This is a genomic window from bacterium (genome assembly GCA_014360495.1).
Classification (GTDB): domain Bacteria; phylum Armatimonadota; class JACIXR01; order JACIXR01; family JACIXR01; genus JACIXR01.
Window position 1 is genome coordinate 132370 of sequence record JACIXR010000003.1, and the last position, 15274, is coordinate 147643.

Below are 15274 nucleotides of genomic sequence, written 5' to 3' on the forward strand. Positions count from 1 at the left end.
ATTGGGATATTTGCTGAGGCATATAGAAAGTAGAGCGAGACTTTTCTTGGATATCGGGGTTTTAGCCTTGGCATTTTTTGGAACGGTCTTCGTCATAAGCGCGGAATGGTATTATGTTTACCTTAAAAGTTTCAACCAGTTTCTTTACTTGATTTTAGGGATTATTTTATTCTACGCTGTTTCCTCCATTCCTTACAGCTTTTGGGCACGCATTTCCTGGCTTCTATACTTTTTCTCCCTTGGATTTCTATTACTTCCTATCTTATTCCATGGCGGAAGATGGATTCACATAGGTTCCATTTCGATTCAACCTTATGAATTCGCAAAAATCGCTATTGTCTTATTTCTTGCCTCTTTTCTAAGGAAGGCAAATAATAGCAGGAATTCCTGGCGCTCCATCATCCTTACTTTATTCTTCCTTTCCTTCCCCGTAGCCATCCTCATAAAACAACCCCATTTCGGCGCCTGCGTTATCCTTATTCTCACAGCGGGAGTCATGCTATTCCTCGCGGGAGTGAAAATACGACACCTCATCATCACCTCATTAATAGCTCTCCTTGCACTTGGTATGCTTCTTCCCCTGGAAGGATACCGCATAAAAAGGCTTCGCTCTGCTTACGGTGGAAATGAGTTAGCGGAAGGCTATCAGAAAAGGCAAGCTCTTATAGCTATAGGCTCCGGTGGAATATTCGGCAAGGGCTTTTTGGGAAGCGTGATGAAGTTTGGCTACCTCCCCGAAGCCCACTCTGATTTCTTATTCGCGGTAACAGCGGAGGAATCCGGCTTGTTTTTCTCTCTTTTGTTTTTCTTCTGCCCCTTTATCCTGCTTTTCCTTTCCGGCTTCTCCATCAGCTTTTCCTCCCCCAATCCGCTCGCCTCGCTCATCGCAGGAGGATTGACCTCAATCATTGCCATACAAGCCTTGTTAAATCTCTCAATGGTATCAGTGAAATTCGTCCCCGTTATCGGGATTCCCTTGCCCTTCTTCGCTCACGGCGGCTCATCTCTTATAAGTTCTTTCATCGCCACAGGAATCATTCGCAACATAGCTCTGCAAAAAGAAGCTATAACCTCTCAGGAGAAAAAATCCCCATGAAGAAAATTGTAATTGCCGCGGGAGGCACAGGAGGACATATCTTTCCTGCTTTGGCTCTCGCCGAACGCTTAAGCAGGGAAGAGGATGTATCCGTTTCATTTATCGGAGCGGGAGATATGGAAAGATATCTCGTTGCTCCCCGCTTCCCCTTGAAAAACCTCCCTATTAAACCATTTAGACCATCCCCGAGGAAAGTCATCCATTACCTGCTTTCCTTTATTATCAGCCTCCTTTCTGCACTCCTCTCCCTTATGAGGGATAGACCCGATGTAGTCATCGGAATGGGAGGCTATCCAACCGTTCCCACCCTCCTTTCCGCCATCTTTTTGAGAATTCCTTTCATCATCCATGAGCAAAACATCATCCCTGGAAGGGTAAACTCCCTCTTTGGACAATTAGCCTCCAAGATTTTAATCTCCTTCCCAGATACTAAGAGGTTTTTCCCTTCAAACCGAACCAAGTGCATCGGTCTGCCCCTCCGCTCTTCTTTGCAGAAAATAGATAAGCAAACTGCGAGAAAAGAGCTTCGCCTCAACCCTGATAAGTTCACCCTTTTAGTTAGCGGCGGAAGCAGGGGTGCTCTTTCTATTAACAATGCTTTGATAGACATCCTTCCCTTACTCCTCAATGATGGAATGCAGATAATCCACTTATGCGGCTCAAAACACTTTCAAGATTTGAGGAAAAAAACAAAGGATTGGAATGGAGGATATCTCCTCCTTCCCTTCTCGGAGGAAATGCATCTTCTTTACTCGTCCGCCGACCTCTGTGTCTGTCGGGCGGGAGCTTCCACCTTAGCCGAGCTCGCCTTCTTCGCTCTTCCCTCTATCCTCATACCCTACCCCTACGCTGTCTCTGAACATCAATTGCTAAATGCACTTTACTACCAGAAGATGGGAGCGAGCGTAGTGATAAGAGACGAGAACTTAAAGGAACCCTTTCTCCTTTACGAGAATATTACATACCTTGCAGATTCACCTGAAAGATTAGCGCAGATGTCCGCTTCTGCTTCATCGTTAGCGAAACCGAGAGCAGTTGAAGATGCGGTAAAAGAAATAAGAGAGGTGATTGAGAGATGAGAATTCACTTTATAGGTATAGGCGGAGCGGGAATGAGCGCCCTGGCGACCATATGTTTAGCTAGGGGCGATGAGGTTTCTGGCTCCGATATCTCGGAAAACGAAGCTATTAGGCGCCTCCGCAGTCAAGGTGCGAAGATTTATATAGGACATTCTCCCGAAAATGTCATCGGTGCCGAGCTCGTAGTCTACTCCTCCGCTATATCCCCCTCAAATGTTGAGTTGTTAGAAGCTGAAAGGCAAGGAATACCCGCCATTAAAAGGGGAGAGCTTCTCGCCCAGCTCATAAATGGTAAGAAGGGGATTGTTGTTGTGGGAACACATGGAAAGACAACCACATCATCCCTTATCTCTCTTATGCTTGAGCGGAACAACCTTGAACCAACGATAGTTGTTGGCGGCGAGGTTGACGATATAGGAGGAAATGCCAAGCTCGGTAGGGGAGAATTCTTCGTTGCTGAAGCGGACGAAAGCGATGGCTCCTTTCTCTTCCTATCTCCTTGGATAGGGGTGATCACGAATATAGATTCCGACCACTTAGATTACTATGGCTCTATGGAAAATCTTTTGTCCGCATTCTCCGATTTCGCTTCAAAAATCAAAGAGAACGGCTACGTCGTTGCCTGCTACGACGACCCCAATATAAGGAAAATAAATTTCCATCGCCAAACAATCTACTACGGTCTATCACCAGAAGCTGATATATGGGCGAGCGAGATAAAGGTAAGCGAAGAGGGAACATCGTTCCAAGTCTACAAGAGAGGTGAGGAGATATTTGAGCTCAATCTCCAGCTTCTTGGCAGACAGAATGTCTACAATTCCCTTGCTGCAACCGCCGTTGGATTAATCCTCGGGATTAACACGCAGGGGATTAAAAGCTCGCTTGAAAGCCTTAAAGGGGTTCATAGGAGATTGGAAAAGATTGGCTACATTAACGATATCCTCATTTACGATGACTACGGGCACCATCCTACGGAGATAGCTTTCACACTTAAGACTTTGAAGGAAGCGTTTCCGAATAGGAGGGTGGTCTGTGCTTTTCAACCCCATAGATACACGAGAACGAAATTGCTTTATAAAGAACTCGCCGCTTCCCTTTTAGAAGCGGATGTGCTTATTCTAACGAGCATTTACCCCGCGGGAGAAAGACCGATAGAGAATGTCTCAAGCCGATTAATCCTCTCTTCATTAGGAGAGATGGGGAAAAAGGCTATATATGTGGAAAACATAGCCGACCTTCCTGATTATCTTTTACAGGTAGCCTCCCCTGGTGACATCGTCCTCACATTGGGGGCAGGAAACATAAATCGTGCAGCATTTGAGTTCCTAAATAGACTCCAAGGATGTCAAAACTAAGAACTTTGGAGAAAAGCGTTAGGGGAACCCTTCTCTTTGACGAGCCTATGTCTCGCCATACTTCCTTCCGCATAGGCGGGAAGGCTGAAGCACTCTTTCTTCCCTCAGATGAGGAAGACCTCCTAAACTTGGTTAAAATCCTTGAGAAGGAAAAAATCCCTTATTATCTTTTGGGAAATGGGACGAATGTCCTGGTCTCGGATAAAGGATTAAAGGGAGTGGTTATCAAGATTGGCAACCATCTTGTGGGAATTGACCCAACCAATGGACACATCTTGGCGGGAACGCCACTGCCCAAGCTTTTAAAAACCCTTTGTAAACTTGGTCTATCAGGGCTGGAGAAGCTGGCTGGCATACCGGGAAGCGTCGGTGGAGCAATCAAGATGAACGCTGGTGTTCCCTTCTTCACAATCAGCAATGCTCTGAAAGCGGTTAGAGTCTATAAGGAAGGAGAGGTTGTTTGGCTGAACAAAGAAGATATAAAGTTCTCTTACCGATATAGCTCCCTTAAAGATGCGATTATATTAGAGGCTCATTTCAATCTTTGCCCTCGTTCATCATCCGAAATCGCAAGAAATATAGAGGAAATCCTCCAAAAGAGGAGACTTACCCAACCGATTAGAGGTCATAGCGCTGGATGCGTCTTCAGAAATCCAGCAGGAGCAACCGCTGGAGAGCTTTTGGATAAGGTAGGAGCAAAAGGGATGCGAGAAGGAGGCGCCTATGTCTCCCACAAACATGCCAACTTCATAATCAATGCTGGAAATGCAACAGCTAAGGATGTCTATCTCCTCATCCAGAGATGTAAAGAGTTGGTGAAAGAAAAACTCGGCATTGAACTTCAACTCGAGATAGAACTTTGGGGAGAATTCCCTTGAAGGAGGGAGAAGCTTGAGCAAGATAAAGGTCGCTGTTTTAGCAGGTGGAATCTCCTCAGAAAGAGAAATCTCCCTGCTGAGCGGGGAGATGGTTATAAAGCACTGCCCGAGGGATAAATACATCCCCTTTCATCTCGACCCTAAAGAGCTATTTGAGGGTAAAGGTTTTGCATCGTTTATCAAAAAATTGAAGAGTGCGGATGTTGTTTTCATCGCTCTGCACGGAAAATACGGCGAGGATGGCACCATCCAGGGCTTTTTGGAGACATTGAGAATCCCCTATACCGGCTCAGATGTCCTTTCCTCCGCCTTGGCAATGGATAAACTGAAATCAAAACAAATTTTCACATTCCATAAAATCCCCACTCCACCCTGGAAGATTGTGGAAAAGGATAAACCACTTCCTCCCTTGGAGTTTCCATTAGTTATAAAACCTCAGAGAGAGGGTTCTTCAATTGGGGTTACAATCGTTCAAAAAGAGGAAGAGCTTCCTTCAGCGCTTAAAAAAGCTTTCCTATATGACCCCATAGCAATTGCTGAGAAATATATAAAAGGTAGGGAGCTCTCCGTTCCTATACTGGATAGAGATGGCATCCCTTCCGCTTTGCCTATTGTTGAAATCGTCCCCAAGGGACAATTCTACGATTATTATCACAAATATACGGAGGGAGCAACGGAGGAGATTGTTCCCGCTCCATTGGAGAAAACTTTGGAGGAGAGAATAAAGCAGATTGCTGTTTTTGCCTATAAAGCTTTAGGGTGCAGGAATTTCGCAAGAGTTGATTTGAGACTAAGCGAAGAGAACGAGCCCTTCGTTTTGGAAGTCAATACTATTCCGGGTTTAACTCCTTTAAGCTTGCTGCCCCTTTCCGCAAAAGCAGCCGGCATCTCCTTCCCCCAACTGATAGACATCATTATCCAAAATGCTCTTCGGGCAAGGGGGTATGATGAAGAGTAGAAGCTACGCAAGCAGGAGAAAAAATATCTATTTAACTGCCCTCGTCTTTATTTTAATCATCCTTCTTCTTTGGATATTGCTGCCTTCCTTTTTCCTCCCACTTGAGCGGATATCTCTTATGGGCAATTATCACTTTTCCAAAGAAGAAGTTCTTGCCCTACTCTCTCATCTTCTTGGCAAATCCCTCAATAGACTAACCACGAAGGAACTTTCCTCCTCTCTGTCAAAAATTGGTTGGGTTAAGAAAATTGAAGCTTATAAGATTCCACCCCACACGCTTCTATTAAGGATTGAGGAAAGAACGCCCTTCCTTCTCGTCTATCACAATGAACAATACCCACTACTCGTGGATGATGAGGGATATCTTTTGGAAAAATCTCCTTCCGGCTACAGACTTCCAAGCCTCTATGTTTCAGGCATAAAAATGGAGAAACATAATAAGCTTCCCTCTAAAGTAATAAGCGAAGTCAAAGAAATCCTAAAGGAACTGGAAGGGACACCTATAAACGTGGAGAGGATTTATTTATCTAAGGACGGAGATATCCAAATTATGACCAAAAATGGGCTAAAAATAATATTGGGTAAACCCAAAGAGTTGTATAAAAAGCTCTTTCTTCTCAAGACTTTCTGGGGAAGGATTCCCAATATAGAGAAGAGGCTTTTATATATTGACTTGTCTTGTCCTCAAGCACCTGTTATAATGAAAAGGGAGGCGAATAAGTGAAAAAAGAGCTCACTATTTCCCTCACAATCGTTTCCTTAGTGCTGGGAGTTCTACTGGCACTTGGGTTAAGGACCCAGCTAACCTATACTCCAATATTGCCTACAACAAATCCCCGCCAGCTTGCCGTGATACTCAAGGATTTACAGGACACTAACAAAAAACTGCAGGAAGAGATAAAAGTGCTGAGGAACAGGATAACAGATTACGAGGCGAAGTTGGCCAGCGGGAAGGGCGCGATTCAAACCCTTCACGAACAATTACAGACCCTCAAAGTTCAAGCAGGATTGACCGAGGTAATGGGTCCTGGTGTGGTGATTACAGTTAATGACAGTAATGTGCGTGTCCCTTCGCCGGAATTGCAAAGCTATTACATCGTTCACGATTATGACTTATTACAGCTGGTAAACGAGCTGAAATCTGCAGGTGCGGAAGCCATAGCGATAAATGGGCAAAGACTCTCCTTCTATTCCTTCATTCGCTGTGTGGGAAATGTCATACAGGTGAACCAAGTCCCAATAGCCGCTCCCTATAAAATTGAGGCTATTGGCGACCCTGATGTCCTTTACAGTGGGCTGAATTTGCCCGGTGGTATATTGGACTATTTCAAGAGGATTGGGTTTCAAGTGAGCGTGAAAAAGGCTGACCAAATTGTTTTACCACCCTATGCGGGGACGACCGGACTCCGCTTTGCCCAACCGATTGGAGGGAGTTGAAGTGATTTTTGTTATCCCTCTTTTAGGATTTCTCATAAGCTTCCTCGTTGTTTATTTTGCCCATATAGCGGTCCCCCTCCACTTTGCAACTTACCTCTCAGTTGCCATTCTCGCCGCCATGGATTCATTAATTGGTGGAATAAGAGCTGGTTTAGAGAGAAAATTTGATAATTCTATCTTTCTCTCCGGCTTCTTCGTAAACTCCATCGCAGCCGCCCTTCTCGCCTGGATTGGCGACCTTTTGGGAGCTCCCCTTTACCTTGCAGCCGTCGTAGCATTCGGCGTGAGAATCTTCCAAAATCTCTCCCTCATAAGGAGACTCCTGCTTCAGGAATTATCTTCAAGGAGGGATAAATCTGAGAGAACGAGATAGGGAGATTATCGTCGGACTGGATGTGGGGACGACGAAGATATGCACTTTGGTCGCGAGAGTGGATAGTGGAAACGAGCTACAGGCGATTGGACTGGGTATCCATCCTTCCCAGGGATTGCGAAAGGGAATAGTTGTTGATATCCAGAAGACGAGCGCCGATATAAAGGCTTCCATCTTGAAAGCGCAAACTATGGCGGGTAGAGAAATAACATCTGCTGTTGTGGGAGTAACGGGCAGACATATTTCCTCTTATAATTTGCGGGGCTCAGCCACGATTACCAGTTACCTGGGAGAGATTACCCAGGAGGATGTAGCGAGAGCTCTTCAAAACGCAAGGGAAAGCTTACCCCTAACGAAGGATAGAGAGATAATCCACATTACTCCTCGCCAGTTTATTATAGACGGAGAGGAGGGAATTAAATATCCTTATGGAATGTTTGCTCAACATCTGGAGGTTGATGCTCACATAGTGACTGGGAGCAGCTCGTTTCTCCAAAACTTAATCAAGAGCGTGGAGCTGGCGGGAGTTAAAGTGGAGGATTTGCTTCTTCAACCCATCGCTGCGGGAGAGGCAGTGCTGGATGAAGGAGAAAAAGAGGTGGGCGTTGCCCTCTTGGATATAGGTGGAGGCACTACAGACCTTGCCATTTTCCTAAATGGAAGCATCTATTTCTCCACCTCCCTTCCCGTAGGAGGAAACCACCTCACCTCAGATATAATGGTTGGCTTACGCACAACCTACGAGGAAGCGGAGAGGCTGAAAAAGGAAAAAGGTTACGCTATTGCCTCAGAGGTTAATCCAGATGAGGCAATAGAGGTTAAGACTTTGGCAAGGGACGAGGTCCGCTATTATCCTCGTCGTATTCTCGCAGAGATAATAGAAGCCCGCTTGACCGAATTGTTTCAATTAGCCGCCGAGGAGATAAGGAAAGCCAAAGTGGGGGATTTATTGCCCGGGGGAGTAGTTCTCACGGGCGGTAGCTCCCTCCTTCCCGGCATAGAATTGCTCGCAGAAAAGACCCTGCATATGCCGGCTCGCGTTGGCTTACCAAAAGGGGTTAAAAACCCACCAGAAATGCCATTTTCCCCTCTTCATTCAACAGTAGTGGGTTTGGTTCTCTACTCCTATAGGTATCAATTTCTCTACCAAAAACCTATGGGAAGGAAAAATCTACTTGCGAGATTTTTTCATCACATATATAATTTCTTTAGTCATCTTTTTGAAAGGGGGCATTGAAATTGCTTAACAAAGAAGATATTATAGGTGCGAAAATCATTGTCCTCGGCGTCGGTGGAGCCGGCTGCAACGCGGTGAACCGAATGATCGAGGCGAAAGTAGAAGGAGTAGAATTCGTGGCGGTCAACACCGATAAGCAGGTGTTGGCTCTCTCCAAGGCGCCTCGCAAGATACAAATCGGGGCGAGGCTAACAGGCGGGTTGGGGGCGGGAGGCAATCCCGATATAGGGAAAGCAGCAGCTGAGGAGGACAAAGAGGAGTTACGAAAGGCTATGGAAGGCGCCGATATGGTCTTCATAACAGCGGGAATGGGAGGGGGAACGGGCACAGGAGCTTCTCCCGTAATCGCGGAGATAGCCCGCTCAAAGGAGATAGGTGCCCTATGTGTTGCCGTTGTTAGCCGTCCCTTCAGCGTGGAGAGGGCAATGCGAGCGAAAATAGCGGAGGAAGGAATCCAAGCACTACGAGAAAAGGTAGATGCGCTTATCGTTATTCCTAACGACCGCTTGCTGGATGTTGTTGAAAATGACCTTCCCCTTTTAGAGGCGTTCAAATTGGCTGATGATATCCTTCGTCAAGCGGTGCAAGGGATATCGGATATCATCGTCGTTCCCGGCCTGATAAATGTAGATTTCGCCGATGTCAAATCGGTTATGGCTGGGGCAGGAACAGCACTTATGGGTATGGGTGTTGCCGAAGGACCGGATAGAGCCGTGGAAGCAGCGAAAGCGGCTATTAATAGCCCCCTTTTAGAGTCCTCAATGACTGGTGCCAAGAAATTGCTCGTAAACATCACGGGAGGAAAAGACCTCTCCCTCAAAAACGATGTCCACAGAGCGCTTGAGTTCCTCACCCAGTCCACTGATGCAGGTGAAAGCGATGTGAAATATGGAGTGGTTATAAAGGATGATTTGGAGGGCAAGATACAAATCACCGTAATTGCCACGGGCTTCCAACCAATAAAGCAGGAAATCCCCTCTTTTAAGTTAGAGAAAGAGGAAAAAGAAGAGGAAAAACTGGAGGAGGAAAAAGTAGAAATTCCTATTCCTATTGAGGAAGAGCTGGACATCCCCACTTTCCTACGAAAGAGATTTTAATTAAGGAGGTGGGATGAATGTCCACCAAAAAGAAAGAAAAGGGGAGCGCGGTTTTGCTCGCGCTCCTCTTTTTTATTATTCCCGCCTTTCCCCTTGAACGTCCCTGGATTTGCGATACTTATTTCTATTGGTATACCTGGGATTATGATAAAAAATTGGGGAATTGGCTTGGCGGAGTTTACAATACTCCCCTAAGCGGATATTACGATTCCCGCACATATAAGGACAACAAACGCTCCCTTAGACAAGCCTGCGAATGGGGAATAACCCATCACTTCATAGATTATTGGAGCCCCGATTGGCTTGGTGAGGGCGGCGTTATGAGGGAAAAAATCCTCTTTAAGGCAGCGGAGGACCTCCAAAAAGAGGGCTACGACATCTGGATGTCCTATTACCAAGACGGCTGGAACTTTGATACGAAGTATTTCTCAAACAATATCTCTCAAAAACGAGATACCTATCTATGGCTGCAGCTTTTCTCCTCCTCTCCCGTCCTTGCCAGGCTCAATGGGTTTCCCTTTAAATTGATTTATTCCCGCAACGGCTTCCCCCAAACCACGATTGATAACGAGGGCTTTCGCTCTTACCTCCGCTCAATTTACCCCTCAATAGAGGACTTGAATAAGAAATGGGGCACCAATTTCCCTTCGTTTGAGGAAATTAATATGAATTTCAATACAACAGGTCATCAAAGGGCTTTTTCCATAAAGTATCAATATGAGATATGGAAAAGGGAATGGGAAAAGCTTGATAAACTCGTTCAGGAGGAATTCAATCTCCCAGGGATGAGGGTCTCTTTTGATGTGGGTTATGAGCCATTTATGGGCTTCAGCTACTCCCTCTTTGCCAAGACCTTGGGCGGTCCCCATTCCTACGGCGGCATCTTCGGTCAACCACAGGAGCAGGATGTCCAACGCTTCATTCAATCAATCGTTGCCAAAAAATATAATACGGTCTTTTTCGACCATTTCAAAAATTTTTACACTGATTGGGAGATAAGGATTCCCGGCACCTGTTATCCTCCCGAACCCCTTCACTTTGATAGGTTTTGGTGTAGCGCCCTTTTGCGCTATTCCGAGGCACTTCTCCACCTCTCCTGGAACGAGTGGTGGGAAGGTTCAAACCTTGAGCCTTGCTTTGAGTATGGGAAGAAATTCTGCGAGAAAAACCTCTTCTGGGCAACACTTATGTGGGAGATATTCCCATCTCTAAAGAATTTCGGCAAAAACGCGAAGGTAGCCCTTATCTTAAACGAATGGCCCCTCCTCTCAGGAGAGGGAGATATACAGGAGCTCTATCAAACGATTCAAACCCTCCGCCAACTCAATGTACCCTTCGACCTCATTCCCGATGACCTCCTCGACGAAAAGACCCTCTCCCGATTCAAAATTGTAATCGCTCCATCTTGCGGTGTAGGCTTCGGTTATAATCAGAATAATGAGGAAATACTCACCATCCTCCTTCGCTGGCTACAATCGGGAAATAGAAAACTCATTATTTCCGGCACCCCTCAGATAGGGAGGATTTTTGGGTTAATCGAAAAAAAGGAGCCGAGAAAATTAGCCAAGGGAAAGGATTTAAATGTCTTCATTGATGTAGGGGAGAAAGGTGATGAAAAGTTCATCCTCAAAGGAACATCTTTCCAGGAAGATTGGGGGGCGCTACCGCCAGAGGCATTTGGGAAATCGGAGAGGAGATTGACCGTTAGATGGATACCAAGTTCCGGAACGAGGACCGTCTTTCTCCTTCCCCTCTCACCATCAAGAGACCTCGTCCTTCGCTTTCGTGCTACCGCCCTCTGGGATAATGAAATCACCGTCTGGCTCAACGGTAAAGAAGTGGGGAAAATTCAAATAGCTCCCGATTGGCATATCTACGAGCTGAAAATCCCCTCTCGGCTTGTGGACGACTACATTGGCGAGCTCGTTTTTGACTTCAAGAAAGCAAACATACCCTCCCAGCTTGACCCTCAAAGATTTCCCTCCGAGAATAGAGTCTGCAATATAGCATTGGATTGGCTGCAATTATCAACGCCGAATTTCCCCGCCGAGGACAGAAAGAACATCTACTCAATCCCTAAGGATAGCATCGTTTTCCAAAAGGACTTTCTTCCCCTTTCTTTCCCCATTCCTCTCGCAAAGTTCCCCTTACTCACCATCACAAAAGGTAACATCATTTCCCACTACAAGCTTTCAAACGCACCTCGTGATATCGTGATTCCCTACTATCAAAGCGAGGTTTACTATATCAATGGCTCGTTAAGCGATATTTCGGATAAAAGGTATTGGAGAGCTCTCCTCAAATGGTCTGGTCTTGAACCACCCGAATATGTATGTGGCGAAAATGTAATCGGGAATGTATACTGGGATGGAAACACCGCTTTCGTGCTTGCCTACAACTTTGATATCACGAAGCAACCCTCCGTTAGCATCCGACTTCCAGCCAAGCATTTGCCGATTGCTGAGGCAATCGCGCTGAATAAGGATGGCAATATCTTCCAACAGGTGAAGGTTGAGAAGGAGAAAGGTTTTTTGAAACTCAATGACAAAATATCCTACTTCTCTTCCTACGCCTTCGTCTTCTCACCCCTCAAACTCCTCAATACCTCCTTCGCCATCGTTCAGGGCGATGAAACAACCATCCCTCTCGAGATTCAGAACCTTACAGCTGTTCCTCAAAAAGCAATAGTCCGTTTAAGAGCCCGTTTTCCCAGTCTCGTTAGCGAGGAAATAAATGTCTCCTTAAAACCCAAGGAAAGGAAAACGGTCGGCTTCCCCTTTAAATCAAGAAAGGATATAGATTGGGGAAGGAAGACAGTGGTCATTGAGTTTGAGGGGAATTGGGGAAAATCTGTTTTCATTAGACCACTCATCGTTATGGATACACCCAATATAGTAATAGTTAACAAAGTGATAGATTTTAAGAAACCGATATTAACAATCAAAAACGAGACTAATCCCTATATCCAAACCGCAACTGCGCAGGACATCTCTATTGAGATAGCTGGCAAGAAGATAAAGGGTGGGGAATTGAAGGCGGGCAAAGAACGAGAAGTCCCCCTACCCTCCCCTTCCTCACAATCCCAATCACTCACCCTCCTTCCTCAGGAATTAACCATTAGCTACCTTGCTGGACATAAGAGGTTGGAGAAAAAGGAAACAATCTATTTTGCCCTCTATCCCACCTCATTACCTTCAGTGAAGGGAGCGATTCAACCAATCCTTATTTTCAACCCTCGCCCTACCCCTCTTGATAACGAAATAGTGGCTATACCGTGGAAAGAAGGAAAGGCAAGCATAAAGAACGAAAAGGGCTTTTTAGTTCCCCATTATTATAGGAATGGCAAGCTCTATTTCTCATCCATTGCTCCTCCCCAAGGCTTTTCAATCTATTACATCACAAAGTCAGAACCCTCTCCCTCCACAGACCTCTCTCTAAAAAGAGAAGGAAGCATTGTAAGAATAGAAAACTCCTATTTCTCCCTCGCCTTTGATGAGAATAAAGGAGGTTCTTTGACTTCCTTCATATCCAAGCTAACGAACAAGGATTACGCGGGCGGGATATTCGGCGCCTCCTATGGGGAGTTCGGTAAATTCGACCCTCTCAATCCCGCCATCACTTCGGATAAATTCATTAAGGATAATCTTAAACATCAAGCTGAAGGAAGAGGGAAAATCCAAATCTTGGATTCCTCGCCCCTCTCGATTTCCCTTCTCATAACCTACGAGGACGATTCCATTATGGCGAGGCAGTATGTGGAGGTCTACGCTTTCAAGGATTTCTTCCGAGTCCGCTCAGAAGTAGAGCCGAAGAGGAAATATGCCGAGATTCTTCCCTTCTCCCTCAGATTAAACCGCCATTCCCTTTCAAAAATTTACCCAAATTTCATCGGGATTGACTCCAACGAACCATCCCCTCATTTCGGTTGGAGGCAGGGAAGCTATGTCCCTCCATTCATCACCTTAATGCAACCGGCTAAATTCCCCGAGAGCATCTCTCTTATATTGAAAGAGAAAGCAAATGTCAGCGATGTTCGTTATGGCTTCTTCCCTCCCCAGAGAGGGAAAGCGGGACCACGCAGCTATGCTTGGGTTGAATTCATTAATAAGGAGAGCAAAAGCTGTTTCGTTGACCTATTAATAAAGCTTCATCCCGGATATCAAATCGTGGCGGAGGAGGAGTACGAAAATCTCAAAAATCCACCTCTGGTCGTGATTCCCAAAGAGGGAACATTGGGAAAGGAGCAATCAACCTATTCCTACTCCCCTCCCTGGCTTGACACCTATCGCACAAATCGCCTTAAGCTCACAGTTATCCCAAAAGAAGCGCTCGTCAACGAAGTTGCGACTGTGAATCTTCCCCTAAATGAGGATATCGTGGAAAGCTCCTTAAAAGTTCTTGAGTTGAACGAAAGGATGGAAGTGATAGGGGAAAGACCTTGCCTATTTGATAAGGCAAGTGGAGAGCTTCGCTTCCTTCTAAACGGGAAAAGCGAGGCAGGTAAGGCGAGAGATTTCCTAATTTACTATTCCCGAGGTGGCAAGAGATATTCCAAGCTTTCCTCTTTCGTGCTTCCAGGAGAGAGCTTTTTAAATCCCTCGTTTGAAAACGAAGGGGAATGGTGGCATTTTGATAACGCCCAATATTACACTAAGGAGGCACACAGCGGGAAAGGATGTGCCTTACTTCCTCTTCCCACTGGACAGGGCTTCTCTCTCATTATGAACGATTCCCTCAAAGTTACTCCCAATGCAAAATATAAAGTTGCATTCTACGCCAAGGTATTGGAAGGAAAAGGACTTTTAAGGACGAACTTTTATTGGAATGAGAAATATGATTTTGAACAAATCGTTGTTCCTCTCATAAACGATGGTGAATGGCATAGATACGAGGTAGAGGTCCCAACCGGCTATTTCCCTCCCGAAATCAATCCCTTCTTCCGCCTTTGGGCAATCGGGAGTCCCCAAGTCGTTCTGGTAGACGATGTTGAAGTTTCCCCTTTGCAAGTGTCAAAGAGATATGACATAATAATAGAAAAAGAGGAGAAATTGAGATGAAAAAGATTCTCTCTGTTTTATCCATCGTCTCGCTTGTCCTTGCCCTCCCTAAAGTGGGTGAACAGTTCACTTACAAAGTGAAAATCTCCATCGTCCCCCAAAAGGGAAATGCGACTAATATGGAGCTGACATTGGTTCAGAAGATAAAGGCAGTGGGAGCGGATAAATCAATTGTTATTGAGATAACACCCAAATTCCCGTCCTCTCCTTCCCATAAGCAACCACCTCAACAGCCCACGTCCTTCACGATAAAGATAGACAAAAATGGCAAAGCTTCCTTCTTAACCCAACAGCAGAGTCCATTGCTTGCCTCCATTCCACCCAGCTTCGTCCCCTTCCTCGCCGCCACATTGCCCATTCCCAAAAAATTCGCCAAGGGTAGCACACTAAAGCTTCCGGACCCGAATAACCCAAAATCCCATATCATCCTAAGACATCTCGGCGAGTCCACTTATAAAGGTCAAAAATGTGTGAGGGTATCAATGACTATTCCCGAGATGAGCTATTCTATGTCGTCTCCTCAATCTAATATGAAAACGACAATCAAAGGAAACGGAACATTCCTCGTCCTCGCCTCCGATGTAAGAATTCTCCAGGGAAAATTTAACACGTTAATTCAGTCTAAGGGCTACTATTACAATCCTCAAAAACAAAAAGTGAATGTAGACGAAAAAAGCACGATAATTTTAGAAATAGAGAAACTTTAG

At 45.5% G+C, this 15274-nt stretch carries 12 protein-coding genes; all 12 read left to right on the top strand.

Annotation, left to right across the window (positions count from 1 at the left end; genetic code table 11):
• Window position 1: 1 nt before the first annotated feature.
• The 12 genes from H5T88_03355 to H5T88_03410 are packed head-to-tail and all read left to right on the top strand — an operon-like array spanning window position 2 to window position 15274.
• Window positions 2-1096, top strand: a complete 1095-nt coding sequence (locus H5T88_03355; protein ID MBC7329376.1) for an FtsW/RodA/SpoVE family cell cycle protein — start codon at window positions 2-4, stop codon at window positions 1094-1096.
• Window positions 1093-2175 (top strand): undecaprenyldiphospho-muramoylpentapeptide beta-N-acetylglucosaminyltransferase, encoded by a 1083-nt coding sequence (gene murG / locus H5T88_03360; protein MBC7329377.1) that lies wholly within the window; start codon window positions 1093-1095, stop codon window positions 2173-2175. The genes H5T88_03355 and murG overlap by 4 nt, the downstream gene beginning before the upstream one ends.
• The gene (locus H5T88_03365) at window positions 2172-3530 is read left to right on the top strand and encodes a UDP-N-acetylmuramate--L-alanine ligase (protein MBC7329378.1); all 1359 of its coding nucleotides are present in this window, start codon (window positions 2172-2174) and stop codon (window positions 3528-3530) included. Before murG ends, H5T88_03365 begins: the two co-directional genes overlap by 4 nt.
• On the top strand, window positions 3518-4408 hold the full coding sequence (murB, locus tag H5T88_03370) for a UDP-N-acetylmuramate dehydrogenase (protein ID MBC7329379.1): 891 nt from the start codon (window positions 3518-3520) through the stop codon (window positions 4406-4408). The genes H5T88_03365 and murB overlap by 13 nt, the downstream gene beginning before the upstream one ends.
• Window positions 4409-4421: 13 nt before the next feature.
• Entirely contained in the window at window positions 4422-5366 is a 945-nt protein-coding gene (locus H5T88_03375; protein ID MBC7329380.1) for a D-alanine--D-alanine ligase, read from the top strand.
• Complete coding sequence (locus H5T88_03380) at window positions 5353-6090, top strand: FtsQ-type POTRA domain-containing protein (protein MBC7329381.1); 738 nt, start codon at window positions 5353-5355, stop codon at window positions 6088-6090. Before H5T88_03375 ends, H5T88_03380 begins: the two co-directional genes overlap by 14 nt.
• Window positions 6087-6803, top strand: coding sequence for a DUF881 domain-containing protein (locus H5T88_03385; GenBank protein MBC7329382.1), 717 nt, complete (start codon window positions 6087-6089; stop codon window positions 6801-6803). Before H5T88_03380 ends, H5T88_03385 begins: the two co-directional genes overlap by 4 nt.
• Window positions 6754-7176, top strand: a complete 423-nt coding sequence (locus H5T88_03390) for a small basic family protein (GenBank protein ID MBC7329383.1) — start codon at window positions 6754-6756, stop codon at window positions 7174-7176. The genes H5T88_03385 and H5T88_03390 overlap by 50 nt, the downstream gene beginning before the upstream one ends.
• A 22-nt stretch (window positions 7177-7198) precedes the next feature.
• Window positions 7199-8413 (top strand): cell division protein FtsA, encoded by a 1215-nt coding sequence (ftsA, locus tag H5T88_03395; protein MBC7329384.1) that lies wholly within the window; start codon window positions 7199-7201, stop codon window positions 8411-8413.
• Entirely contained in the window at window positions 8410-9510 is a 1101-nt protein-coding gene (gene ftsZ, locus H5T88_03400) for a cell division protein FtsZ (GenBank protein ID MBC7329385.1), read from the top strand. The genes ftsA and ftsZ overlap by 4 nt, the downstream gene beginning before the upstream one ends.
• Before the next feature lie 17 nt (window positions 9511-9527).
• The gene (locus H5T88_03405; protein ID MBC7329386.1) at window positions 9528-14567 is read left to right on the top strand and encodes a hypothetical protein; all 5040 of its coding nucleotides are present in this window, start codon (window positions 9528-9530) and stop codon (window positions 14565-14567) included.
• Complete coding sequence (locus H5T88_03410; GenBank protein MBC7329387.1) at window positions 14564-15274, top strand: hypothetical protein; 711 nt, start codon at window positions 14564-14566, stop codon at window positions 15272-15274. Before H5T88_03405 ends, H5T88_03410 begins: the two co-directional genes overlap by 4 nt.

What these genes read in the sequence shown, in the direction of transcription:
- H5T88_03410 (MBC7329387.1), top strand. Translation starts at nt 14,564, where the DNA reads ATGAAAAAGATTCTCTCTGTTTTATCCATCGTCTCGCTTGTCCTTGCC.
- H5T88_03365 (MBC7329378.1), top strand. Translation starts at nt 2,172, where the DNA reads ATGAGAATTCACTTTATAGGTATAGGCGGAGCGGGAATGAGCGCCCTG.
- H5T88_03380 (MBC7329381.1), top strand. Translation starts at nt 5,353, where the DNA reads ATGATGAAGAGTAGAAGCTACGCAAGCAGGAGAAAAAATATCTATTTA.
- H5T88_03405 (MBC7329386.1), top strand. Translation starts at nt 9,528, where the DNA reads ATGTCCACCAAAAAGAAAGAAAAGGGGAGCGCGGTTTTGCTCGCGCTC.
- H5T88_03390 (MBC7329383.1), top strand. Translation starts at nt 6,754, where the DNA reads ATGCGGGGACGACCGGACTCCGCTTTGCCCAACCGATTGGAGGGAGTT.
- murG (MBC7329377.1), top strand. Translation starts at nt 1,093, where the DNA reads ATGAAGAAAATTGTAATTGCCGCGGGAGGCACAGGAGGACATATCTTT.
- murB (MBC7329379.1), top strand. Translation starts at nt 3,518, where the DNA reads ATGTCAAAACTAAGAACTTTGGAGAAAAGCGTTAGGGGAACCCTTCTC.